Annotated in this window: 21 protein-coding genes; 5 read left to right on the top strand and 16 right to left on the bottom strand. The window is 67.3% G+C overall.

From position 1 onward, the window contains the following. The 3 genes from IPN47_23420 to IPN47_23430 form a co-directional block, all read right to left on the bottom strand. Positions 1 to 1,061, bottom strand: a 1,061-nt coding sequence (locus IPN47_23420) for a hypothetical protein (protein MBK9410942.1), incomplete at its 3' end; no start/stop codon positions are given. Next, positions 1,058 to 1,888: a hypothetical protein gene (locus IPN47_23425; GenBank protein MBK9410943.1), complete on the bottom strand. Its 831-nt coding sequence runs from the start codon at positions 1,886 to 1,888 to the stop codon at positions 1,058 to 1,060. The genes IPN47_23420 and IPN47_23425, both read right to left, overlap by 4 nt. Positions 1,889 to 2,065: 177 nt before the next feature. Then, positions 2,066 to 2,476 carry a Uma2 family endonuclease gene (locus tag IPN47_23430; protein ID MBK9410944.1) on the bottom strand — a complete coding sequence of 137 codons (411 nt, stop codon included), beginning with the start codon at positions 2,474 to 2,476 and terminating at the stop codon, positions 2,066 to 2,068. A 477-nt stretch (positions 2,477 to 2,953) separates the two neighbouring features. On the opposite strand from IPN47_23430, the gene IPN47_23435 reads away from it, so the two are divergent. After that, positions 2,954 to 5,479 (top strand): Ig-like domain-containing protein, encoded by a 2,526-nt coding sequence (locus IPN47_23435; protein MBK9410945.1) that lies wholly within the window; start codon positions 2,954 to 2,956, stop codon positions 5,477 to 5,479. A gap of 243 nt (positions 5,480 to 5,722) precedes the next feature. Here IPN47_23435 and IPN47_23440 read toward each other — a convergent pair whose 3' ends face one another. Further along, on the bottom strand, positions 5,723 to 7,582 hold the full coding sequence (locus IPN47_23440; protein ID MBK9410946.1) for a serine hydrolase: 1,860 nt from the start codon (positions 7,580 to 7,582) through the stop codon (positions 5,723 to 5,725). 671 nt (positions 7,583 to 8,253) lie between these two features. Here IPN47_23440 and IPN47_23445 point away from each other — a divergent pair. Continuing rightward, positions 8,254 to 8,658, top strand: coding sequence for a hypothetical protein (locus tag IPN47_23445; protein ID MBK9410947.1), 405 nt, complete (start codon positions 8,254 to 8,256; stop codon positions 8,656 to 8,658). 30 nt (positions 8,659 to 8,688) lie between these two features. On the opposite strand, the gene IPN47_23450 is transcribed toward IPN47_23445, so the two are convergent. From IPN47_23450 to IPN47_23475, 6 genes are all read right to left on the bottom strand, one after another. Then, entirely contained in the window at positions 8,689 to 9,384 is a 696-nt protein-coding gene (locus IPN47_23450) for a hypothetical protein (GenBank protein MBK9410948.1), read from the bottom strand. After that, a complete protein-coding gene (locus tag IPN47_23455) occupies positions 9,381 to 9,836 on the bottom strand; it encodes a VOC family protein (GenBank protein ID MBK9410949.1) in 456 nt (151 codons plus the stop codon). The genes IPN47_23450 and IPN47_23455 overlap by 4 nt, the downstream gene beginning before the upstream one ends. Before the next feature lie 410 nt (positions 9,837 to 10,246). Next, a complete protein-coding gene (locus IPN47_23460; protein ID MBK9410950.1) occupies positions 10,247 to 10,660 on the bottom strand; it encodes a hypothetical protein in 414 nt (137 codons plus the stop codon). Positions 10,661 to 11,028: 368 nt separating this feature from the next. Further along, positions 11,029 to 12,624, bottom strand: coding sequence for an alpha-amylase family protein (locus IPN47_23465; protein MBK9410951.1), 1,596 nt, complete (start codon positions 12,622 to 12,624; stop codon positions 11,029 to 11,031). Between the two features lie 65 nt (positions 12,625 to 12,689). Continuing rightward, positions 12,690 to 13,175, bottom strand: coding sequence for a nuclear transport factor 2 family protein (locus tag IPN47_23470; GenBank protein ID MBK9410952.1), 486 nt, complete (start codon positions 13,173 to 13,175; stop codon positions 12,690 to 12,692). Positions 13,176 to 13,919: 744 nt separating this feature from the next. Next, a complete protein-coding gene (locus tag IPN47_23475; protein ID MBK9410953.1) occupies positions 13,920 to 15,185 on the bottom strand; it encodes a P1 family peptidase in 1,266 nt (421 codons plus the stop codon). A 195-nt stretch (positions 15,186 to 15,380) separates the two neighbouring features. On the opposite strand from IPN47_23475, the gene IPN47_23480 reads away from it, so the two are divergent. The 3 genes from IPN47_23480 to IPN47_23490 all read left to right on the top strand — a co-directional run bounded on the left by IPN47_23480 (position 15,381) and on the right by IPN47_23490 (position 17,610). Further along, positions 15,381 to 15,974: a serine protease gene (locus tag IPN47_23480; protein ID MBK9410954.1), complete on the top strand. Its 594-nt coding sequence runs from the start codon at positions 15,381 to 15,383 to the stop codon at positions 15,972 to 15,974. A 104-nt stretch (positions 15,975 to 16,078) separates the two neighbouring features. Continuing rightward, positions 16,079 to 17,020 (top strand): hypothetical protein, encoded by a 942-nt coding sequence (locus IPN47_23485; protein ID MBK9410955.1) that lies wholly within the window; start codon positions 16,079 to 16,081, stop codon positions 17,018 to 17,020. 191 nt (positions 17,021 to 17,211) lie between these two features. After that, complete coding sequence (locus tag IPN47_23490; GenBank protein MBK9410956.1) at positions 17,212 to 17,610, top strand: transposase; 399 nt, start codon at positions 17,212 to 17,214, stop codon at positions 17,608 to 17,610. A 651-nt stretch (positions 17,611 to 18,261) separates the two neighbouring features. Here the strand turns inward: IPN47_23490 and IPN47_23495 are convergent. Genes IPN47_23495 through IPN47_23520 form a run of 6 tightly spaced genes read right to left on the bottom strand, consistent with a single transcriptional unit; the run spans position 18,262 to position 23,033 of the window. Next, positions 18,262 to 18,606: a hypothetical protein gene (locus tag IPN47_23495; protein MBK9410957.1), complete on the bottom strand. Its 345-nt coding sequence runs from the start codon at positions 18,604 to 18,606 to the stop codon at positions 18,262 to 18,264. Next, positions 18,603 to 20,363 carry a hypothetical protein gene (locus IPN47_23500; protein ID MBK9410958.1) on the bottom strand — a complete coding sequence of 587 codons (1,761 nt, stop codon included), beginning with the start codon at positions 20,361 to 20,363 and terminating at the stop codon, positions 18,603 to 18,605. The genes IPN47_23495 and IPN47_23500 overlap by 4 nt, the downstream gene beginning before the upstream one ends. 54 nt (positions 20,364 to 20,417) lie before the next feature. Continuing rightward, positions 20,418 to 20,696 (bottom strand): hypothetical protein, encoded by a 279-nt coding sequence (locus IPN47_23505; protein ID MBK9410959.1) that lies wholly within the window; start codon positions 20,694 to 20,696, stop codon positions 20,418 to 20,420. A 57-nt stretch (positions 20,697 to 20,753) separates the two neighbouring features. Next, the gene (locus IPN47_23510) at positions 20,754 to 21,365 is read right to left on the bottom strand and encodes a hypothetical protein (protein MBK9410960.1); all 612 of its coding nucleotides are present in this window, start codon (positions 21,363 to 21,365) and stop codon (positions 20,754 to 20,756) included. A 1-nt stretch (position 21,366) separates the two neighbouring features. Beyond that, entirely contained in the window at positions 21,367 to 22,320 is a 954-nt protein-coding gene (locus IPN47_23515; protein MBK9410961.1) for a DUF2235 domain-containing protein, read from the bottom strand. Between the two features lie 56 nt (positions 22,321 to 22,376). Continuing rightward, on the bottom strand, positions 22,377 to 23,033 hold the full coding sequence (locus IPN47_23520; protein MBK9410962.1) for a hypothetical protein: 657 nt from the start codon (positions 23,031 to 23,033) through the stop codon (positions 22,377 to 22,379). Positions 23,034 to 23,519 lie beyond the last annotated feature (486 nt).

The following is a 23,519-nucleotide window of genomic DNA, read 5'->3' on the forward strand; positions in this document are numbered from 1 at the left end:
CGCTCGCCCAGCGTCCAGCGCGTCGTGAACTGCTGGTCGAGGCAGCTGCACCAGGTGCGCATCGAGCGCTCGGCCCCCCGTTCCGCCTCGTGCTGTTCGCACCTCCCCGCCACCGACGGAGGCCAGTCGCCGAGCGCCGGGAGCGCGGCGCGCGCACGCTCGGCCTGCAGGCTCGGCAGGCGCAACGCGAGGCGACGCATGTTCTCCATGTGCTGCGTCACCTGCGGCGACTGGCACCCTCCCGCGAAGAGCAGGGCCATGTCCTCGCGCATCGCCACGGCGAAGCGGGGGAGGATCGCCATCTCGGTCAGCGCCGCGCCGGGGTTGGTGAGCATGCGCCCGAGCATGTCGAGCAGGCCGTCGACCGAGTTCGACGCGAGTCCGCCAGGTGCCATGGGGAGCGCCTGCGGCATGTTCTTGTCCCACCAGACGTAGGGGTCGGCGAAGGCGCGCGGGATGAAGGTGGTGTCGCCTCCCTCCGGTTCCCACGAGTTGCCGAACTCGTCGCGCCGGATCGTCTTCGACACCTGGTACGGCGAGTCCGGCGGGATCAGGCGGCGGCAGCGGTTGGAATAGGCGCGGATGGTGCGCGCGTACAGGTTGCCGAACTCCCAGTGCGCGGCCGCATTCGGCCAGTCGCCGTCGAAGATGGCGCGGAACTCGGGGCCTAACGCGTAGCGGCTCCAGCTCTCCGGCGGCAGGTAGTGCAGTCCGGCGGCGATGAGGAGCCGGCGGCGCTCTCCCTCGCGCGCGCGGGCGCGGGCACGCCGCCCTTCCAGCTCCGCCGCCTCGCGCGCGTACATCGCCGCCCGGTTCTCGGCGTACACGCGCTGCTGGGCGGCAATCCCCTGTTGGACCTTCTGGATCGCGGCAAGGGTGTTGAGGTCGGTCGCGCTCGTCCCGCGCTCCGTGCCGGCGTTCCACTGGAAGGGGCCGCCAGCCACCGCGCGCCGGCCGTCCCAGAACTCCTCGGCCGCCGGGACCTCCACCTCCTGCCCGGTGAGGAAATGGCGCGCGCCGTTCCAGGGGAAGCGCGAATCGGGCTGGCGCTCCAGCGTCACCCCCTGGCGTAGTGATAGATCGTGACGCTGCGGTAGCGTTCGCCGCGGTCGCGCAGGAGCGGGACGATGTGTGCGCGGAAGCGTTCGTGCTCGCGGGGGCCGTAGCGGGCGATGTCGAATCCCATCGGTCCCTTCTCGCGCGTGAAGTCGAGCAGCGGTTCGTCAGGCGCGATCGGGCGCACGATGGCGAAGTACTCGTTGAAGCCGCGTTCGCCCAGCCGATAGATGGCGAGGTCGCCCTCCACCTTCGCGAGTGTGGACCCTGGCCATCCGCGCTCCTGCAGCGTCGCGGGAGCGCCGCCGGGGGCCGCCGCGACCGTCGCCGAGGCGACGGGGCTGGCGTACAGCGGATGCTGCGGCATCACCGGGACCGCGACCAGGTAGCGGGTCCCCGCCTGCGGGCGCACCGGATAGACGCCCTGCGGCAGCGCCTCGCGCACCACCTGGGTCGCCGAGCGCACGACCTGCGTTCCGTAGTTGGCGCGGCGCATCTGCATCTGGATGGCCGGGTGGGAAACGGCGGCGAAGGCGGCATCTTCCACGTAGAGCACGCCGTCCCGGGCCGCCAGCCGCACACTGAGCAGGACGCAGCTGTTGCCCGGGATGTCGGTGGGGAGCTGGATGGGAGTGGCGGGGGCGCGAGCGAGCGGGGCCATGCCGTCGTAGAGCATGGGGGTGCGCATGGGGGCTTCGCGCTGGAGCGCCTGCAGGATGAGGGGGGCCTGACAAGGGTGTCCGGGAGCAGGCTGCGCCGAGGCGGCGAGCGGAAGCAGGGTGGCGAGCGCGAGCGGCCAGCGCGAGAGACGGGGGCGGATTGTCAGCTGCATCGCGGGGCCTCGGTGGGGGCCGGTCGATCGGGCTTCGCTCGTTAGCGCGGAGGCGGGAAAAGTGGCGCCTTCCGTCGTGGGGCGCGAGAGGAGGAGAGTCGTCGGCCACGCCGCCCACACGTCGGCCCCATGCCGGCGACCGACAACTCGGCAGCGGTCGGTGCTCCCACCGATCTGCTACCTCAGCGCCCCCTCGAACACCCGCTGCACCTCGATCACCAGCGCCTCCTCCGCCCCCTCCGGCCGCCACACGAGCGTCTCCATGACGATCTCGGGACGGTCCTCTCCGCGCCGCCATCGCTCGATGCACCACGCGTCAGCATCGACGATCCAGTACTCGTCGACCTGTTCGTCCATGTAGATGCGCCGCTTGACCCCACGGTCACGGCGCGCGGTGGACGGCGACAGCACCTCGATCGCCAGCAACAGTCGCTTCGCGTCGGCGAACGAACGCGGACGCGGTGCATCCGGCGTGCGCGGCACGACGAAGACGTCGGGTTCGAGCAGTCGGCGCGGCGAGAACTCGACGTCGGCTGGGGCCACGATCGCTTCGCCGATTCCATGTGCGCGAAGGAAGGACGTCAGCACATCGCGACAGCGCGAGCGCCAGGCGCTGATGATCCCACGACGGCGCTGGTGTCATCGCCAGCTCGCCGTCGAGCACTTCGTATCGGTTGCCGTCGTCCGGCAACGCCGCGACCAGCGCGGCCGTCCACTCGGTGGCCATGCGTTGAGGGTACGCCATCCCTGCTCTCCCCCGCAAGAGTGCATGACCGGTGCCTAACGCTCGGCGAGGGCGGAGCGTCATCAATTCCTTGCGGACTGGGGCGTGGCGCTGCGTCCGGCGTTGCGGGCTACGATCGCCGTGGCTTGCCATCGGGTCCCGCTTCCGAGGCTCAGAACGGGTCCGCGGAGCCTGGTACGCGGCCGGCGCCCCTAGGATACCAGAAGGCCCCGACAATTACGCGCCCGAGTGATCCCCCCGCGTCCGTTCTTGCGCGTGTTCAGTATGGGGCTCCGGCGACTTTCGCCGCCCAGCGCCGTCGTACACATCGAGGAGGCGGTATGAATCGCATCGCTATGGCACTCGGCCTGATTGCCAGCGCCGTCACGCTCAATGCCTGCAGCGGCGGGGGTGACGGAGGGGGGGGTGGGACGACGCCCCCACCGCCGGTGACGGTCGCGAGCGTCAGCGTCTCGCCATCCGACCAGACGCTGGCGCCGCAACAGACGGCGCAGCTGACCGCCACGGTCAAGGACGCGCAGGGGAATACGCTCAGCGGGCGCACCGTCGACTGGTCGTCTTCGCAGACGGGGACGGCCTCGGTCAGCAGCAGCGGCCTTGTGACCGCGGTGGCCGCGGGGACTGCGACCATCACCGCGACGAGCGAGGGGAAGAGCGGCACCGCGCAGGTGACCGTGACCGCGCCGGTCGCGACGGTCAACGTCTCGGCGCCTTCCACCACGCTCGTGCCGACGCAGACGTTGCAGCTCAGCGTCGTACTGAAGGACCAGGGAGGGGCGACGCTCACCGGACGCCCGGTGACCTACACCTCCTCGGCGGCGCAGGCGGTGACCGTCAACTCATCTGGGCTGGTCACGGCGGTCGCGGTCGGCACCGCGACGATCACCGCGACGAGCGAAGGAAAGAACGGGACGATCGCCCTGACGGTCGCCCCCGGCGTTCTCGTCGGGACGGCGGGCGGCACGGTGACCGCCGCGGATAGTTCCGTGGTGGTGACCATCCCGCCTAACGCGCTTGGCACCGACACGCCCATCTCCATCACCCCCGTCTCCGGCACGCTCGCCGCACCGGCCGCGGCCGATCTCGCCGGCACGGCCTACCAGATCGGCCCCTCGGGGCTCACGTTCAGCCAGCCGGTCACGATCAAGCTCAAGTACGCCCTGTCGACCCTCCCGCTGTGGGCCATGTCCGGCGACCTCACGGTCATGGTGAACAATGGCACCGGGTGGACGCCGTTGGGCGGCGTGGTGGTGGACCCGGTCGCGCGTACGGTGTCGGGGACGACGACGTCGCTCGGTTCGCTCAGCTCGTCGTTGGTCACGACGAGTGGTGGCACGACGGCGAACGGTCGCCACGCCGGTTCCATGGCGCGGGCGGGCGTCGGTGCCGGTGTCGCCCCCCAACTGCTGGCAGCGGGCTCCCCGGCCGTGACGACCATTGCGGTCAACTGGGCCTCGGTGAACCTGACGCCGGCGTCGGACAGCGTGAACAACCAGAAGCGCAGCGTGCAGCTGCACGCGGGCCTCGTGCCGACCGGTGTGTCCACGACCGTCCCCGCCCCGCCGGGGATCACGAAGCCGACGGCGTTGTGGCGCTACCGCTGGCGCACCACCGGACAGAACGGGACGCTCGGTGGAGGGTCGAACGACACCGGGTGGAACGACAGCCCCGACGAGCAGTACATCTGCACGAATGCCAATCTCGACGTCGTGCAGGGGAAGATGGACGACGTCATCCTCGACATCCTGCTCAATCCCGGCACTGAAAACGACCCGGCGAACCAGAAGATCGTTCGGAAGCAGATGTCGGTCTACGCAGGGCTCAAGAAGACGTTCGAGATCTCCCCGGACCTCGCGACCATCGGCCCCGGGGTCACCCAGCAGATGCATTTCATCATCCGGGACCAGGCGGGCAGCATCCTCCCGCCGGGTTCGAACACCCTCTTCACCTGGCAAAACAGCGACATTGCCGGGACGCTCCAGCAGAGCCAGACCGAATTTGCCGGATACCAGGCGAAGAACACCTTCACCAGCCCGCCGCCGCGCGTGGACCGCATCGACGCCAAGGTCCAGGGGAAGACCACGGTCACCGAACGCCAGTCGCACTGGGACTTCAGCAAGGTGATCCCCACGCTGGTGATCGACAACATCGTCACGGTGACGTACAACCTCCTCGGGAACGCGCACACCTTCATGACCGTGCACGTGAACTACACGGTCACGCTCTCGCCGGCCAATCCCACCGTGGCCGTCGACGGGCAGCCGCAATCGTTGCAGGCGGTGCTGACGCCGGCGTACAACGGTCCCGGGTTGGCGTATGTGTGGAGCTCGCCGGGGACGCACGGTACGCTGAGCGAGACCAACGGCAATCACTCGGCGAGCAAGACGGCCACGTTCACGCCCAAGACGCTCGACCAGGGGGGGACCGACCAGGTCTCGGTGAAGGTCGTGTCGTGGGTGGCCAACACGGAGCTGGAAACGTTAGGCACGGGGACGGCGAACGTGATCGTCGACCCGTTCCGCACCGCACGATTCAGCGCCAGGCAGATCTCGGTCAACGGCGGGGCGAGCACCTTCACGACCGCCACGCTGGAGATCCCGAAGGTCGCCGGGGCGGTGACCTACCAGGTGCAAGGGACCGTGCTGGGAGCGCCGTATACACGGACATTCACTGGCGCGACGTCGAGCAACACGCAGTCGCTCAACCAGGTGCTGGACGGGGGGAGCGTGTGGTACATCAACCTCGACGGCGGCTACAACACCATCAAGTCGGCGGCCGACGCGCGGTACCAGTTGTACCTGACGAACTACGCGAGTTCGACGGCGAAGTACAAGGCGTTGCCGTAGGGGGTGGCGCCTCCCCTGCTCCAGGGCGGCGTCCTCCGAGGGACCTGCATGGTTTGAGGGATGAGTAGTGTGCGATGAGCCGAGGGCCGGGCGCCTCCACTGTGGGGGCCCCGGCCCGACTCGATAACGTCAACACGGCGAACCTGAACGCCTTCGGGCGACTCACGCAGGGGAAGAAGCTCCTCCGGTCCGTGCGACCGACCCACGCTGCCCGACACACCCTACATCGATACAACCACCGCCCTAGGGGGTGACCTTCCGAAACCTGATGTCGCGTGCCCGCCCGTTGCCGGCGTCAAAGCCGGTCACCGTGCCTTGCGCATCGCGGCGAAAGACGACCTGGCTCACCGGCAATGTGGCAGAGAAGGAATCCCCGGTGGTGTGCGTCAGCGTGACCGGCCCGAAACGACGGTGCCGGATGACGAGTTGTCCGCCCTCGACGCTCAGGTCGTAGAACGTCTCCAGCTCCTCGCTGAAATAGCGACCCGCGAAGGTGGCGAGATCAACTGCCGCTTGCTCTGCGACTCGCCGTCCGGGGTGCTGCCCGTCCTGCTGAAAGGTGATCCCCTCCACTGCGCCGTCGGGGGCCGCGTTGAACGTGATCCGCGCCGGTGCGCCGACCACCTCAAACGCCGTCATGGAGGTGGGGCGCAGCGGGAGCGCCGGCTGTCCCGGGAGCTGGAGCCGCAGCTGATTCCCCTGCTGTTCCACCGTCAGGAGCAGGCCGCCGAGTGTCGTCATCTCGTACTTGCCGGCATAGCGCCGGAGCGTTGCTGCAGGCACGTCAACGCCCGAGGCCGCAGTCGCGCTCGCGGTCGCGCGCGGGGGCATCGTCATGTGCTGGGCGAAGAAGGCGTCGGCCACGACGCCGGCAATGCCGCCGGGGACGCCCTGGTAGTTGCTGAACACGACGTACCCGGCGTCAAGGTCGGGGTAGTACACGAACGTGGAGCTGTGCGCGATGTCATTGCCGCCGTGCTGCCACCGGCGCAGCCCGCGGTTTGTGTCGAGAAAGAGACCATAGCCGTAGTTCGACGGCTTTCCATCGTTGAGCACGAACGACGTCGACAGCTCCTTGATCACGGCCGGCCCGCCCAGCTCTCCGGTCTTGAAGTTGTGCATCCACTTGGCGACGTCGCCCGGCGTGGTATAGATGCCGCCGGCCCCCGCCGACCCATGGAGATCGCGCACTTCACGGAAGCCACCCTCGCCGGGGATGTACCCGGCCGAGCGGCCGTGGATGATCTGGCCAGGATTGGCGCGCACCCACGTCTTCGTCATCCCCAGCGGGAGGAAGACCTCGTTGCGCATCCACTCCGCGAACGGAACGCCGGTGACGCGCTCCGCCACGATGGTCGCCAGGGCGAACGCCGAGTTGTTGTAGTTGAACTCCGCCCCCGGCTCATTCTGCAGCGCCGGTTGGCGGTTGATGACCTTGATGACCTCGTCCGACGCGATGTAGTCCCCCTCCAGCACCTGACGTCCCTCGATGATCAGCGTGTTGATGAACTCGCGGTAGCCGGTGGTGTGCGTCAACAGGTGGCGCACGGTGATCGTCTTGCCGAAGTCCTTGAGTTCAGGGATGTGCTTTCGCACGTCGTCGCTCAGGGAGAGCTTGCCCCGCGAGGCCAGCAGGGCGAGGGCGAAGCCGGTGAACTGTTTCGACGAAGAACCAATGTTGGTCGGCGTCTCGGCGGTGAACGGCATCTCGTACGTCAGGTCAGCGGCGCCATAGCCCTTCACGAACGCCAGCTTGCCCTCCTTGATCACGCCCACGACCGCGCCGGGCGTGTCCTTGTACAGCTGGGCGGCGGCCTGGTCCACCTTGCCTTCCGGAGTCGTCGCGACCGGTTCGGACCGCGTGAGCTGCACGCGCACGGCGCCCCCTTTGCCCGCCGTCGCCGGCGTCACCTCGACCACGTACCGGCCCACCGTGTCGGTGGCGAACGCAAACGACTCCGGCCCCCCTCGCCCGACGCGCGCCGAGCGCTGCACGCGTTTGCCCGTGGGGCCCGTGATCGTCACCGTGGCGTCCACCCCATCCTGATCCACTCGGCCGGCCACGAAGTGGCGATTCGGAAGATTCAGCTCGTATCGGAGCATCCCATCCGCCGGCAGCGTCGCGCGTATCGGCGTGCGGAGCTGTAGCTGCGGCGCTTGTTGCGCGTGGACGCCGCTGCCGCAGAAGAGAAGGAGCGCGACACCGCGCGTTATACAGGCTTGCATGGCAGATCCTGAGGATGGCGGAACTGCCTCCCTATGGAGGCGGACGTCGGTGCGGCCTGTCGAGAACTTGGTATACAAAACGGCGCCGCGCAACGAGAGCCGCGCCAGGTGAGCATCGCCACGTGACTTCCGTGCGCCGACCGACGCGGGCCCATTGACGCGTTCGCACGCTTTGCAGGCGACACCTCGCACCTAACGAGCGCCCCTTCCCCGCTCCCATCGCGCGGGGCGCACGTGCCCCCGGACGGCGCGCGCGATGGCTCCATCGAACGAGCGGACGGTCGCATGCATCGCCGGCCTGCGGCCGAATGTGAAACACCGGCGTGTTCCCCCCGTACCGTGATGTAGTGAACACACACGGTACACCGCGTCGGCTCCTCCTGCCGCCGTGCTCGCATACGCCGCCTCTACCGAGCCGCCCCCTCATGTCCTACCACGCTTCCCGCCTCGCCACCCGCTCGCTCGTCTTCGCGAGCAGCCTCCTGCTGCTCGCTCCCCCGTCCATCGCCCAGCGTCCGGGAACGCCACCTTCCGACACCTCGTGGATCGTGCCGCGCGTACCGCTCGCCCTGGCCCGGAAGAGCCTGCCCACGCGGGACGCACAGGCCGCGGTGCTGCTCATGGACACCACGCTCGTGCTGCAGTTCACCGACCGCGGATTGTCACGGATGAAAGCGAGCGTTCGCGACTCCGCGCCACAGGACGTCGGCCAGCGCCTGCTCGCCCGGATGGTCGGCTCCGCGCTCGGCGAGCTGTTCGATCACGGAATCGCGTACAACCTGCGCGCGTTGCGGGGCGCCCGCGTCGAAGGCAACCGCCTGGTGCTCGAGGACCTCGCCGGCAAGCGCGTGTTTGACCATGTCGAGATCAACGGCCGCGACGTCATGGATGACTTCTCGCCGGCCGACGCCTCGCGCTTCGCCGCCGCGGTGAACCGCGCGCTGCACCGCTGATACGCGCACTCCAGCACGCGGACTCGCGCATCACTCCCCCCACCGCTTGGGCATCTCAATCGGCGCCTGCCGCTCGACTGGCTTTTCCGCTCGTTTCCAGGAGAAGTAGAACGGCTCGAAGTCCTTCGGCCTGAAGAACCACATCTTGAGCTTCAGGTTCCAGTACACCCGGAAATGGTACGAGCGCATGAAGAACAGTTGCCAGAACACGACGCACAGCACGATCGGCATCCAATTCTGTGGCCACTGAACCGTCGCTTCCCACCCTAACGACGGGAGTTCACGCGCCGTGCGCCACGCGTTGGTCGCCCCTCCGTTCACGAGCAGTGCCAGCAGGATCATGCGCACCACGTGCCGAGCCAGATAGTAGGTGCGATTGAGGCCCCAGAACTGCTCCTTGCGCACGACGGTCCAGCACACGGCAATCGTGGCCACCAGGATCAGCGCCACGCGCACCCCGGGAAGCCCGCCGAGTCCGATCAGGAGCGAGATCTTTTCGATCGCGAGCGCCGTCAGCACCGTCGCCGCGCCGCCGACCGGATAGAAGATCAGCACGAAGGGCCAGAGCACGAACGGGGCAACGAGCCACTCGATGCTGCCGCTGCTCCTGCTGTTGGCGGCCGCCTGGCCAGCCATGAAGCCCGCCGTTCCCTCGGCGGTGGCTGGGGCGCCGATGATGTTGCCCCTGGACCCGGCGTCGTAGCCGGAGTTGTAGTCGCTGCTCATGTCGTTCCGCTCCGGGTCCCGAGTTCTTCCGCGAGCCCGATCAGCAGCCCTTCGGGACCACGGATGTAACAGAGTCGATAGACGTTCTCGTAGTTCACCACTTCACCCACCAGCTGCGCCCCGTGCCTGCCGAGCCTGACGAGTAACTCATCGAGATCGGTGACGGTGAACATGATGCGCAGGTAGCCGAGCGAGTTGACGGGGGCGTTGCGATGATCGGCGACGACCGCTGGCGCCAGGAAGCGCGACAACTCGAGCCGGCTGTGGCCGTCGGGGGTGATCATCATCGCAATCTCGACGTGCTGGTTCCCCAGCCCCGTGACACGCCCGGCCCACTCGCCCTCGATGGTCGCGCGCCCCTGCAGGGTCAGGCCGAGTTCGGAAAAGAACGCAATGGCGGTATCGAGTGACTCCACCACGATGCCGACGTTGTCCATGCGTTTCAGTGTCATGCGGATGCCTCGGGGAGAAGAGGGCGTCAGTTTACACTACGCCCCGCCATGCCGACCCAATTGCTGAACTCCTGGAAACCCTTGCTGCTGGCGAGCGGCGCAGCGGTCACGTGCATGATCAGGTAATAGCCAAGCAGGCCGCGGGGGGGGGGGGGGGGGGAGGAGGGGGGGGGGGGGGGGGGGGGGGGCGGGGGCATCCCCCAACCAACCGCTACATCCGACCGCTCGCCGCCCGCGCTTCACGCCGCGCCTGGTCCAGCACGTACGCCTGGATCATCCGAACCTGCGCGGCGGCGAGAGCTTTTGCAAACGACGGCATGCCGAGCTGCCTTCGGGCGCCCCCCAGGACGATCGAATCGATCGTCGCGTGTGTCTCGGCGGTCAGGCGCAGGTCGGGGACGGCGCGCCGGTCAGGATAGCCATCCCTCTCGCGCCGCCCTGTTGGCCAGCAGCAGCAGGAGCACGGCGATCACCAGCACCGCTCCCTGCAGCGCGTAGGCCGACGCCGGGATGGCGACGGGACTCATGCCGAACAGCGCGATGTCCTGCCCGATGAGCCCGAGCAGCGACGCGAGCAACGGACCCTTCGCCCACCGCTTCTTCATGACCAGCCCCACGCAGCCGAGCGCACCGCCCCACACGGCGATCGCGTACAGCGCCACCGCCCAGATGGGTCGTGCAGCGTACAGCGCGCGCTGGTCGGGCGACATCGCGGCGATGGCCTCCGGCGTCAGCATCACGTCCATGAGATAGGCGGCGCAGCCCATCAGGTTCCAGAGCAAGGCGACAATGGCCACCGGCATGAACCACTTGGGACGCGTCATCTAGCCTCCGTCGAAGGTGGGAAGAAGTTCGTCGCGAACATGCCCGCCGCGGCGTCATATCGAAAGGGTCTACCTGACCAGTTCCGCCTTGGGAGGCTGCGTCGAATCGGTGGCATCGCGCCTCGGGTCGGCCTCACGATATGTTCGGCGCTCCCAGACACGGACACCCTTCTGTGCGCGCGCGCGTTGCGGCCCTCTGCGAAGTCCTCGGGGTCTACCTGGCGGGCCAGGTGGTGATGTTCCTGCTCGCCAAGGGCCTCGGCGTGTCGCTGGCGAATCCCCTGACCACCCTCACGGCGGACGCCGACGGCGCAACACTCGTCTCGGCGACGCACGCGCTCGTGCGGCTCCTCGGCTTTCAATACGCCCTACAGCTTCGTCGTCACGTCAATCACCAGCGCGCTGTTCCCCGCCAGCGACAACGCCACCCCGCCGCTCGTCCCAACCACCACGCTCGCCCCCGCGCATCCCGCCCCGACCTTCCCGCCGCCTAACACATCGCAATACGTCCCCGCCGCCAACCCTGTGCTGGTCGAGACGAGCACGTTTCCTCCCTCGCGGTTGATCGCGACCCACCCCTTGTCGCCGCGCGAGAAGGCGATCGCATTCCCCGCGTTGTCCCACCAGCGCGTCACCTCGGTCCCGGCGACGGTGCGCCGGAAGCGGATCATGTTGCGGATGTACGGGTCACGATGCTCGCACACCCAGTCGCCGAGGACGACCACCTCGAACGACGCGGCGCATCGCACCGGGAGCGTCCACCCGGCGGCGTCGGACGGCGGACCGGCGGAGTTGCCGGCGGGACAGGTGAAGGCGAAGCTCGAGAGCACGGTCGGGTAGCCGTACGGCTGCGCCAGCATCCAGACGTTGGCCAGGCGGAAGACCTGCGTGTTGCGGTAGCCGATGCCGCAGTCGTGCTGCGTGTCGTGGTTCTGGAGGAAGACCACCGCCTTGTCGGACGGCATCATCCCCCACGCGGCGGCAGAGAACTGGTTGCCGGCGCTCCCGTTGGGGTTGAGCTGCGACAGGCGCTCCCCGTTCACGTTGCGGAACTTGTTCCCCACGCCGACGAAGATGAACTCGGTGATGTCGGCGACGCCGCCCGACGCGTAGCCGGCGCCGAAGTAGTCGGTGGCCTTGACCGCCTCACCAGAGCCGCCGATCACCTCGAGGAAGAAATACGGCAGTGCGCGCCCCTCACTGGCTGCGGCGCTGTTGACCAGCGTGATGATCTGGTCGAGCTCCACCTGCTGCATGTGCTTGGCCGCGTCGATGCGGAAGCCGGCGACGCCGAGCCTGACGAGTGCGATGAGGTAGTCGGCGATCTTCTGTCGCACCGACGGCAGGCCTGTGTTGAGGTCCGGGAGCGAGAGTAGCTCGCAGTCCTGCACATTGGCCGCGTCCTGGTAGTTGTTGAGCGCACACGGCGTGTGGAAGTCGGACTGGGCGTAGAGCCCCGGGTAGCTGTACTTCGAGTAGGCGGTCCCCGCGCTCCCCACGCCGGGGCTGGGGAAGTTGGTCATGTGATTGATGACCGCGTCGACGTAGATGTCGACCCCTGCCCCCTTGCAGCGGCTCACCATCGCCACGAACTCGTCGCGCGTCCCCGAGCGGCTGCGGTCCAGCTTGTAGCTGACGGGTTGGTACCGCTCGCTCCAGTCGAAGCTGGGGGTGATGCTGTGCTCCTGCGGCGGCGAGACCTGCACCGCGCGATAGCCGGCCGGCCCCAGGACCGACTCGCACTCGGCGGCGATGTCGGTCCAGCGCCAGTCGAACAGGTGCACGAAGACATCGCCGGCGGCGGCGTGGCCGCTTGCGCGGTATTGCTGGGAGAGCGTGGGGCGCCCAGCGGGGGCGTCGGGGATCGTGGCGGTGGGCGTGTCCTTGCCGCAGGCGACCGTCGCCAGCAGCAACAGGGTCGCGACGAACGACGAGGCGATTGGCGCGTGACGCTGGACTGTCAAGATGAACCGGGGGCGAGGGGAACGGGCTCCCGCAAGCTACCCGCGCCCCCGGCGTCGCGCCCGTCCTAGTGCGGGATGGCGTTCCAGGCCGCTTCGGTCACGGCGTCGAGCTGGCGCTCCATCACGATCCGCCACTTCCCCTGGCGCTTGACCAGCAGCGCCTCGAGGCGCCGATAGCTCGGCTTGCTGACGCCGGCCTTGTCGATGACCGTGTACTTGAAGACCCCGGTCTCGAAGGCCGTCTCGGTGTCGTCCTGCCGTTTCGTGAACCGGAATTCCACCGTCGCGTGCGTCCCCTTGGCCTTGTTGGCGACCATGTCCTTTCCCCAGCCTGCCAGCGCCGAGGCGATCGAACGCGTGCCGTCGTTCGAGACCAGTACGGCATCCGGGTGGTAGGTGCGCCCCATGGCGGCGATGTCGTCGTTCACGACCGACGCCGCGATGGGGGTCCAGACGTCGGCGTTGATCGCGGCGCTGGTCGGGCTCTGTGCGACGGCGGCGAGGAAGACGGGAAGGCCGAGGCTCAGGAGGGCGGTGGCGGAGAGGTGCATGGTGTGTGGCCTCGGGTGTGATGAGGGGCCGATCGACGGCTGTGCGCGGCGCTCACGATCGCCTCGGGGCCGGTCGTTTGTCCAGATCGAAGGGTGAGGGGCGGGGATCGCAGCCAAGCGGAAGCGCGTCACGGAAGAACGTTCGCTGGATCTGCGGAACCCGCCGAGCACCGTTCGTGTCGGATCCAACGACTAAGGCCACGCCGTCGGCGAGGCCCCTTCGGCCGAGGACACCAGTCTGCAACCGCCCGCAGCGCCACGCGCGGCTCGTACTCCGAGATCGAACCCGTACCGGCGCCCGCCGGGCGCGGCCCAAGCCGACCGCGCCACCGCTCGGGAAAGCGGCGTCGGGGTCGCTACGCCTCCGAGGCCGGAGTCCCATCGCGTCGGGCTGCTGCGTGCGCACCGTGCGGCGGCGCTGGTGGCGGGGCGCCGCGCCGGGCGCGGCGCGGCCAGCGCGGCGCGTGCGCCCGGGGGGGGCGCGGCGGCCCGGGGGGGCGCTCGGTGCGTGCGCCAGGTGGCGCCGGGGCGCGGGGGGCGGCAGGCCGTGCGCCGCGTCGCGGCCGGCGGATGTGTGACTGCGAGGCATTGGGCGTGGGCGGCGGAACAGGGGGCGCGTCGTACTCGCTGTAACAGGCTCGTGGGCGGAATGCGGCGTCTGGTGAATGCTCCTCAGACTTGTTAGGTCACCGTGCGGACGCGATGTCCGGCGCACTGGCGGTTTAGGGCGCCGGGCCCCGCGGGTCACCGCCGCTGCAACCGGTTGTACTTCGCGAGGATCGCCTTCACCTGGTCGTGCGGGAGCGCCCACGCGCGGCGATAGTCCGCCCCCGTCATCGTCTCGGCCGCCAGCATCGCGTTGATGATCGCCTCTTCCGTCGCCTCCACGGTGGCCGTGAAGAGCGGATCCACCAGTCCGGAGCCCAGCCGCTGCATCGTGGGCGCCGGCAGCGTCGAGCGGCCGCTGTTCCCCCAGTCCACCCCGCGGTTCGCGGTCGAGAAGGCGATGAAGATGTCACCAGAACCGTTGCCGTTGATCGACCCCATGCGCCCCATGCCTAACGCGACGCGGCGCACCACGCGCTTGAGCTGGTCGGGCGACAGCGGGGCATCGGTGGCCACCACGATGATGATCGAACCCTGCTCGGGATCTTCCGCCGGCGCATCGCCGCCCCCCGGACCCGCCCCACACACCGGCAGCGGACGGCCATCGAAGGCGGTGAGCGGCGGGTCGAGGCGCTGCGCCACGCAGGGCTCGAGCCCCGTCACCTCGCGCCCCACCGGGATCCCGGCGATGCGGAGCTGTGAGCGCGTGCCGTAGTTGCACTGCACCAGCACACCGACGGTGAAGCCACCCTCCATCGCCGACAACATCCGCGACGACGTCCCGGTGCCGCCCTTGAAGCCGTTGCAGTTCATCCCCGTCCCGCCCCCCACGTTCCCCTCGGCCACCGCCCCGGGACGCGCGGCATCGAGCGCCTGGAAGGCATGCTCCGCCTTCACGTGCAGCCCCTTCATGTCATTGAGCCCGCCGTCCGAGGTCTCGGCGACCACCGGATACCAGAACGGGCCGGGGGCGTTGCGCTTCACCATCCAGTCCACCACCGCGTCGCGCACGATCCCCACACTCAGCGTGTTGGTGATCATGATCGGCGTCTCCAGCACCCCGGTCTCCTCGATCCAGTGCGTCCCGGTCATGTCACCGTTGCCGTTCCCCGCATAGTACGCGGCGAAGACCGGCTCCAGCGTCGCGCGGCCACGCGGCAGGATCGCGGTGACCCCGGTGCGCACCGGCCCCTGCCCCACCACCCGCTTCCCTTCGCCGCGAATGAGCGTCGTGTAGCCCACCTCCACGCCGGCGACGTCGGTGATGGCGTTGTGGGGGCCGGGGGTGCCGTCGAGCGGGATGCCGAGGTCGCGTGCGCGGGCGCGCTGCTGCGCGACGGCAGACGACGGTGCGGCGGCGAGGGCCGCGACGGCGAGGAGGGTTATGGGAACGAGTGAGCGCATGGGCGGGGTGCGGGGGTGGCGGTTCGGGGAGAGATTACCGCCGGAGGGCGCGGGAGGCGAGGGTGCGCGGCATGGCGGGCAACGGGTGCGTCCGGGCGGGCGACCGACTTCGCTACGCATCCTAGTCGCCAGCGGAATGGTCGATCGACTTCGTCCGAATGGGGTGATCGACATAGGGTGAAACGGGGAATCGGGATGGACCGCAATCCGCACAATGCCGGTGAGACTGCATTGGTGGGTGAAGCCGAGGCAGCGGGGATTGACGAGTTCAGCTATGCGGCGCCACGTTGGCAATCGATGGTCGGCGTTGAGCAAATGCCAAACAGACCATCCGAGCGTCTCATCGGAGGAGTTCAGCTGATGTTAGGGCTACTGCGAGTGCTTGGGGTGTCGATCTGCTTGGTCTGCCTGGGACGCAGTGTGCAATCGCAACAGCCGCAGAAGCCACGCCCTTCAGACATCGCACAGAAGGCCGGCAAAGCACTCTCCACGGTCATTGCATTGGACTCGGCGGGAAAGTCCATGGGAGAGGGAACAGGCTTCTTCATTCGTGCAGACGGCACACTCGTCACCAACTATCACGTCATCGAAGGAGCCGTCCAGGTAGAAGTGCGCACGGGCTCTGGAGAGGCATTTGACCAAGTGTTCGTCCTCTCTATCGATGCACGCCGGGATCTGGCGATCCTTCGTATTGCCACGAAGACCCCGGACTATCTGCAGATTCGCGGCGACGAATCGATGGAGGTGGGTGACCCTGTCTACGTCATGGGCAATCCACTCCGGACTTGAGAGGACGTTCTCCAACGGCCTGGTATCGGGGGCGCCGACTACTAGACGGGGTCGCTTTGCTCCAGATTACCGCTCCAATCTCACCGGGATCGTCTGGTGGTCCTGTGATGGACGAGTTCGGGCGCGTGGTGGGAGTGGCGACGCTGTATCTCGATCAGGCTCAGAATCTCAACTTCGCGGTAGCCGGTCGCTATGTCGAGCCACTGCTTAGCCTCGCCGGATCGCCTCGACCCTTCAGCCCGGCGTTGGTCGCTGCGCGACGCAGCACTAATTCAGGAGAGCGCGCGAAGGGTGCGGCTAGTGCCGAGACCGTCGTGGCATCGCCCGCACCTGCGCGCGCTACGTTTCGATCCGTGGCGGATCCGAGAGGCCTGTATCGCGTCGCGTCGCGAATGGGCCCAGAGAGCACAACGGTCAACGGTCGACTCTCCGTCATTCGCGCTCAGGGCAACCACGTGTTCATCGGCTGGTGGCAGTATGTGACGCCCGGAAAGGGCGGTGACTTCACGCTAGTGAACTCGCTGCTGCAGCCGAGTGCGAACGGCACCTTCTCTCTCGAAGTGCACAAACCGCTTCATGGCGGTTTCACCGCGCCCGACGAGGTCCGTCTTGCTCCGGCGGGCACGGTGCCTGATGTGGAGTCCACTTATCCCCAGATTGCCCTGACGCGCATTGCGCTGCGCCCACTCGACATCGGCGGCATCTATCAGGTCGAGGGTGTGGGCGGTATGACCGACGTGAAGGCGGATCAGCAATGGCGAGGAGAAGTCGCCATCGTGCCCTCGGAGGGGGCTATCGGTCAGCCAAACAACGAGGCAATGGTCGCAGTCTCGCTGGATGGGAGTAACGGCTGGACGTATACGTTCTGGACAACTACGACCCTCAAGTCGGACGGGTCATTTGCGTGCGCCAAGGCAGAACGGAACGACGAGACGTGGAACTGTAACGGTCGCGTGTCTGGTGAGAACCTCCAGATCTACGTCCATCGTGGAATCAAGCGTGGATTCGATTACGAGGCGCAGGTCAAGGGGCGTAGGTCTCACTAAGGCCACTTCGCTCGGTCGCGTTGAGAGTTCGGCCGTCCGCTCCAAGTAGAGTTGGACGTCACCCCTTTGCTACCACTCGACGCGGCCGGCGATGGCGCTCGGCACCGCCGTCGGAACCCCAGTCCTGCCCTGCTCCATGCGCTAGACCGTCGCATGGTCGCTCCAGGTCTAGGTGGCGTGCGTCCACGACGATGCGTACGGATCTCGCCCTCGACGCGCTGGAGCAAGCGGTGTATGCACGACAACCGACGGCGCCGCTCATTCACCACTCCGACCGCGGGGCGCACAATCTCGCGATTCGCTACACCGAACGACTCGCGGATGCCGGGATCGAGGCATCGGTCGGCAGCCGTGGGGACTCGTACGACAACGCACTCGCGGAGAATGTGATCGGTCTCTTCAAGACGGAGGTCATTCGCCGTCAGGGGCCATGGCGTTCTCTCAACGAAATGGAGTTCGCCACGCTCTCGTGGGTGCACTGGTTCAACACGACGCGGCTCCTGGAGCCGCTCGGCTACCTTCCGCCCGCCGAGTTCGAGACGCAGCACTGCGAGACGATCACACCTCACGCCATGCAAGCCGTGGCCTGAGGACACAGCGAACCGGGTCTCCGATAAGCCCCGGGCGGTTCAACCTCTTTTCGCGCTTTTTGTCCGTGTGTCGGCGTCTATCACCGGCCATCCTTCTCCCCGCCGCCCAGCAGCGTCAGGAGCCGTTCGAGGGACCGGTCCACACCCGAGCGCCCCGACTGCATGCGCTCACGCAACTGACTCTGGAGATCCGACATCCTCGTGGATGAAAGGACCCATCCCAACGGCGCACCGACGGAAGGGCGCTTCGCTGGAGCGATGACGACGAAGCAACCTCGCGCGATGTCTTCACGCCGAAGGCTGTCCGATGTTATGGTTATCGCCTCGTCTCCTGCGCTACCCGACCCGGCGCTCGACCTGGCGCATCGCTCCGGCGTCGGCCGCATGCTGAGGCGTGCCATCTCTTCGAGTGCGGCCTGTCCGAGAATGCGTTTGTTCCGAAGTGAACGCACCGGCGCGAGCAGTTCGTAAGGTCTACCTCGGGCGGCGATGCGTGCTGCACTCCGATAGTGGTTGTCGACCACGACGATCCACGGAACGATTGTCGGTCGGCTCTGCGAGGCTTCCCGGTTGCTTCGTCGCACGAGCGGTTCCACCTCACTCCACAGCTGCAGGAGTGTCAGAATGCCGCTGTTCTCGTAGTAGCCCCCGTCAACGGCGTACGGAGACGTTCGGGGACAGGCGCACGGCGGCCGAATCCGCGAAGGGCTTCTGCTCCGCGACGCAGTGCACGACCGCGCCGGAAGGGCTGACGAGCGGAAACCAAGCCGACAGCAGGGCGGCCGTCGCCACCGTTAACCCCACTTGGGGAGCATGCCAGTTCTCGCCTCCCTCTTCGGCGCGCGCGTTCAGAATCGGTTGCGTGGCTGTCGAAATGGAGCCGATCGCATAATGCTGGTCGTTACCACAGGGACTGCCGTGCGTACTCGCGAGTTCACCTGTGTTCGAGATGAGCAGGCGGCATCCGTCGTTTACCGAGCTGCTGTTGAGCATCACGATCGGCACCACGGGAGCCCGCCACCGAGCTGCGACCATCGTCCCCCGATTCCCGATTCTGCGGATGACGACAGATACGGTTGCGACGCGGCCACCCACCCGTCCTCAAGGAGCGCGGCGCGATCGGACCACGCCGTGGAGATGCCGGTGAAGGGCTGATACACGTCGCGCAGAAGGAGCCCCGCCGCCGTGGAGGCGAGGGCACGATCTCCGGCGAGTCGCTCCACCGCGGCGGTACCCGAACGCTCTGCCGCGCGTGCCACCAGCCAAGTCGCCGCTCCAACGCTTCCTCCCGAGACTCCACTAATGGCGAAGAGCCTGCGAAGGGTACACTCATCCGTGGACCCGCCGAACAGGGAGTCCAAGACAGCGGCGGTCCAGTAGGCCGCGCGTATGCCACCACCGGGTGCAGCGACCAACACCATGGGGATCTCGCCGGGGGCGCCAGCCGTACACTCCGAACGCTGCGACGCGAGCCACGCATCGAACGCGTCTGCAGGACTGCGATGACGAAGTGTGCTGGGGCCGAGCTCAGACCGTAGGCGGGCATCGTGATAGATCCCCTCGGTGTTGAGGACGCTCGCTACGCCCCACGTCAGCAGGACGAGCGTGAGCCACGGCGTCCTCCATCCCACTCCGAGTGCGTAGGTGGCCTCCCATCCAGCTCTGGCTCGCGAGATCCAGGTCAATCCACCGATGGCCAGAATCGCAACGGCATAGCCGATCGCGATGACCCCCGTGGTTCCCCAAACAACCGCCTGCTCCGGGTGAATCGCGAGCACGCCCGCAAACGCGAGTGTCGTCGCCGCGATCAACCCCACAACTGCTCGAATGGCGTGTCTCCGCCTTGTCGCCCGGGCGTCGTTCCCGGCCAGCCTCGGGTGGGCCCCAGTCGCGAGCAACTGCGCGACAAAGCCACCGGCGAGGGCGAGCACGATACCGGCGAGCAGTGCCACCGACCAGTCGACACGACCGGACCTGAGCCCGAGGACAAACGGTGGAAAGGCTGCTCGGACCAACCCAAGTCCCGTCGCTACAAGGACCGCTCCTGCGACTCCGCCGGCCCAGAGTGCGCGCTCGCTGTCCGGCGCTTCCAAGCCGTCGTGCCGCCGCTCGTCTTGGCGCTGCTCGACCGTCGGCATTGGAACCGCCGCGACACCAGTCAATCGGGCAACGATGGCGGCGCCCCATATTGAGAGCGCCACGACTAGTGTCGCGAGCGGCACGACGCGCAGTGCACCGTCGACGTAGCTGGCAACCGCCGTGAGCGCGAGGGCCATGACCGCCACACCAGTCACGATCTTCCAACTGGCAGTATCAGGGGGGCGCGGGACGCCGTGCCGTGGATTTGTCACCCACCACGCCGCGAGACCGCTGCATGCCGCCAATTGCATCACCGCTGCGGCCGACCACAGCGCCGACCAATCTCCATCGTGCCCCTCGAGCTGCCGCCGCAAGACATCTGGGATCTGGTTGAGCGGACCGCCAGCCGGCATGGCGACGAGTGCAACGAAGAGCGCGGTGACCAGGAGGATCCCTGCCATCGCCGCCACGGGATGTTGCGCCTTGCCCGTGCGCAACGTACGCAAGAACTGCCGGAATGAGTCCAGTGAGACGCCATCAGGTGTGCGCCACAGGACGAACGCAATGACGGCCGCAGCCGCGAGGGCGCACCACTTCAGGAGACTCAACCCCTGAAGCAGCACGAGTTGCACCCGCGCCACATCCGACAGTTTGCCCCCGATCAGGATGGCCACGTCGCCCACGTCTCGCCCTCATCGAGCAAGTACCGAGCGAGACCCACGCGGACGCTATGCTGTCGCGCCGAGTCGCTGCAGCCCGTACAGGATGAGCAAGCAGTAAGCAGGCGCGAACACGATCGCATCGAGCAACAAGTGCCAACGGAGAAGATGCAGCACTCCGAACGCGGAGCCACTGGTCGACTCGCTGGTCCGCCAGAGTGCGATCGCGTCGGACAAGTCCGCCGTGTTCCAGAAGATCAGCTTGAGCCCGGTGAAGACCTGCGGGCCGAAGGCGCGCTGCCCATCACTCTCGACATCGGCCAGAATGCGGCCGATGTCGGCTAGCATTCACGGCACTGATCGACAGGGCACCGATCAGAGCCCACAGCAGGAACCGTCGCATGATCAGATCCCTCCACCGGAGTCGCGGCATGCGTCCAACTCGCGGACTACGCGTACGGTGAACGAGCCCTGCGAGCGTCGTTGTCGACTCGCGATGGAATTTGCGCTGAGGTGCAGGACGCCCGATGCTTCGGCGGTCAGCAGGCTTCCCTGGGTGTCGGGCTCAAGAGAGCTCCAAGGGAGTACCGACTCAACCAGGTATTCCGGACGCTTCCAGAACAGGTACGCCAGCGCGTGCCACAGCCGACCGGTTGGTGGCGTCCTTCGCGGCGGCGCGTTCACGATGGCGAGCAGCTCGCCCAGTCTTGCTGTCGGCACTCGCAGGAAACGACGCGTGGCCCTGCCCCACCACGTGTCGTTCGACACTCCTTCCGGTCCGCATTCGCGACCACCAATCTGCCATCTCCCTTCGACTCGCAGTCGATACCGCGCACCCGCTCGAATGATGACACGGGTGTTGTTCCAGAACTGATCCGAACGCACGACGATGGATCCGCTCTCCTCCCCTGGCTCGAGATCGATGAGCCAGGGCGACTTGTCATCGTGGCAGGCGCTTTCCTCAGTGCAAACGTTGACCGAAGGATGCAGTCGTCCGCGGCCAGCACCCTCACTCATGTCATCTCCGCTCGACTCGAGCGGAAACGGTCGTGGCCACACGCCCGCTAGCCAGAACGGCCCGATCGAATCTTGCGGCTGCACGCTTTTTGTTGCGGCGTGCGCCGGGTCGTGCTCGAACACGAGTCCCGCGTCGCGTGCGTGGGCGAGCATCCATTGCAGCGGCACGAGAGAAAGCGTGACCTCCTCGTACCCCTCCTCCTACGTCTGCATGCGCGCCGCGAAACCACTCCTGCCGGAGCAGTCTTGGCGCGTTGCTCGCGTCCAGCTCGACCAGCACGGGAGTGTAGGATACCCGCTGCTCGTCGATCGCCACGGCATGGCAGACGGTATCGACAAGCGACATCGCATTGACGGCATGGAAGCGTGGGGCAATCGGGAGAGGGTTGAGGCTGAACTGTCCTCCCCAGACGGGCGCTCCCATCGCGCCAACCGTATCCCAGAGCCCGAGAAAGCGCACCCGCACGTGGTCGTGCGACAGGCGCCGACGTTGCTCCAGTGTGCGTTTGTGCCTGTCCCCGCGCAGCAGACGATGATATGCATGCGTCACCGCTTGAATCTGGCGCTCGTGCCCGGCGGTTAGCAGTCCTGCGTGCTGCACGAGGCCGACGAGACTCCGTGCAGCATACGCTCCACGGCTGAAACCGAAGATGAAGATCTCGTCCCCGGGGAGGTATTCACGGACGAGCAGCGCGTAGCCCTCCCGAATCTGACGAGACAGCCCCCACCCCGACGCCCCCCCGAAGACCGGGTCCAGCAGGCCACGCGTGATGGTGTTGACGAACTTCCACAGCGGTCCGATAAAGGCAGACCAGCCTCGTCCCACGCCGTGAAGGTAGAACACCTTCTGCGTCGGCCCGCCAGAACGCTCGGCGAGGGCGCGCAAGCGCGCGACGTTGGTGATGGTCCCCTTGCGCGGTGCGGCAGAGTTCCAGGTTCCATCGAACAGCAGCACGAGTCGCCGAGGCTGTCGCCGGGCTCGACATGCCTCTTCATTGCGCGTGACGGCAGTCAACCCTTCGGCTCCGCGTTGACTCGAAACCACGCGATGGAGCGTACGGGGAGTCCGTGTATCAGTGCCGGCTTCATCTTAAGCTCCCGCGCCCACGCCGAGACCTCATCGGCCACGAGGGACTGCATCTCGCGGTACCGATCTTCAACCTCGATGTCTCCCACGTCGACCACCGTTCCTTGGTCATCGACCCTGAGGCGCATCTTGAATGTGAGTGCCTCGTTCTCGGGTACGCAAAGCGGGAAGGCCGGCATCGGATCGGGAAGGGCGGCTGGCACTCCGGTCTCTGCGTCGGAGTACCAGCGATCCCAGTCGATGATGGGGCGTGCGAGTGATGGCCGAGTCAACTGGTCCTTGATCCAAGTGATCACGACCTCGATGGATGCGTCGTCGCTGTGCGGCAGCGCGTGTCGGAGCACGCCCCCAAAGCGCGATCCTCTCAGGCCTCGCTGCGCGGGCTCGCGAATGACATGCTCCGTCACGAGGCTGCGGTCAGCGAGGAACGGTCGAGCGCCCACTTCTGCTCGCACGGACATTCCCTCGGATCCACGTAGTCCAAACCCTGCGTGCTGCAACGCCACAAGCGGTCCGCCGAGCGCCCATCCGCTGACGGCAGCGAACGCCCGCGCCGCTCCGAGCAAGAGCAGCGGCAGCATGAGTGCCACCTGCCACCAAGCAGCTTGCTCGCTCTCGGTGAGGCCCTGCGAACATGCGCCGAGCAGCAAGCCGGGCCAGAGCGCACCCCTTCCACTTCTCGTAGAGCCGGGCCAGACCTTCGCTGGCGTGGCGTGGCCAGTCCGTCAAACGAAGTCCGAGGAGTGCCTCATCGCCCTTCGCCCGTACGACCAGCATAGGCACCGCATCGATCCGCGTTGCTTCTGCCATACGCAGCCATTCTTCCTGTGTTGCGAGGTCGAGTCGTGCACGTCGGCGATTCCAGGACCAGCTCCAGACAAGTCCAAAGGCGACGGGGAGCGACAGTACGCTTGCGGCGACTAATACACCCGTGCCGTCGGACGATTGCAGTCGCGCCCCCACCTCCAGCAATCGCGTGCCAACGGTGATATCCGCGTAGCGCCGAAGTCCATCTCCGAACCACGCAAGAAGGAAGGCGCCGAGCGCGGCGATCGCCGAGAGTACAA

The organism is Gemmatimonadota bacterium, assembly GCA_016719105.1.
In the GTDB taxonomy this organism is placed as follows: Bacteria; Gemmatimonadota; Gemmatimonadetes; order Gemmatimonadales; family Gemmatimonadaceae; genus SCN-70-22.

What these genes read in the sequence shown, in the direction of transcription:
- IPN47_23490 (MBK9410956.1), top strand. Translation starts at nt 17,212, where the DNA reads ATGCGTACGGATCTCGCCCTCGACGCGCTGGAGCAAGCGGTGTATGCA.
- IPN47_23520 (MBK9410962.1), bottom strand. Translation starts at nt 23,033, where the DNA reads ATGCTGCCGCTGCTCTTGCTCGGAGCGGCGCGGGCGTTCGCTGCCGTC.
- IPN47_23505 (MBK9410959.1), bottom strand. Translation starts at nt 20,696, where the DNA reads ATGCTAGCCGACATCGGCCGCATTCTGGCCGATGTCGAGAGTGATGGG.
- IPN47_23455 (MBK9410949.1), bottom strand. Translation starts at nt 9,836, where the DNA reads ATGACACTGAAACGCATGGACAACGTCGGCATCGTGGTGGAGTCACTC.
- IPN47_23425 (MBK9410943.1), bottom strand. Translation starts at nt 1,888, where the DNA reads ATGCAGCTGACAATCCGCCCCCGTCTCTCGCGCTGGCCGCTCGCGCTC.
- IPN47_23435 (MBK9410945.1), top strand. Translation starts at nt 2,954, where the DNA reads ATGAATCGCATCGCTATGGCACTCGGCCTGATTGCCAGCGCCGTCACG.
- IPN47_23510 (MBK9410960.1), bottom strand. Translation starts at nt 21,365, where the DNA reads ATGAGTGAGGGTGCTGGCCGCGGACGACTGCATCCTTCGGTCAACGTT.
- IPN47_23470 (MBK9410952.1), bottom strand. Translation starts at nt 13,175, where the DNA reads ATGCACCTCTCCGCCACCGCCCTCCTGAGCCTCGGCCTTCCCGTCTTC.
- IPN47_23480 (MBK9410954.1), top strand. Translation starts at nt 15,381, where the DNA reads ATGGACCGCAATCCGCACAATGCCGGTGAGACTGCATTGGTGGGTGAA.
- IPN47_23440 (MBK9410946.1), bottom strand. Translation starts at nt 7,582, where the DNA reads ATGCTCCGATACGAGCTGAATCTTCCGAATCGCCACTTCGTGGCCGGC.
- IPN47_23460 (MBK9410950.1), bottom strand. Translation starts at nt 10,660, where the DNA reads ATGACGCGTCCCAAGTGGTTCATGCCGGTGGCCATTGTCGCCTTGCTC.
- IPN47_23450 (MBK9410948.1), bottom strand. Translation starts at nt 9,384, where the DNA reads ATGAGCAGCGACTACAACTCCGGCTACGACGCCGGGTCCAGGGGCAAC.
- IPN47_23475 (MBK9410953.1), bottom strand. Translation starts at nt 15,185, where the DNA reads ATGCGCTCACTCGTTCCCATAACCCTCCTCGCCGTCGCGGCCCTCGCC.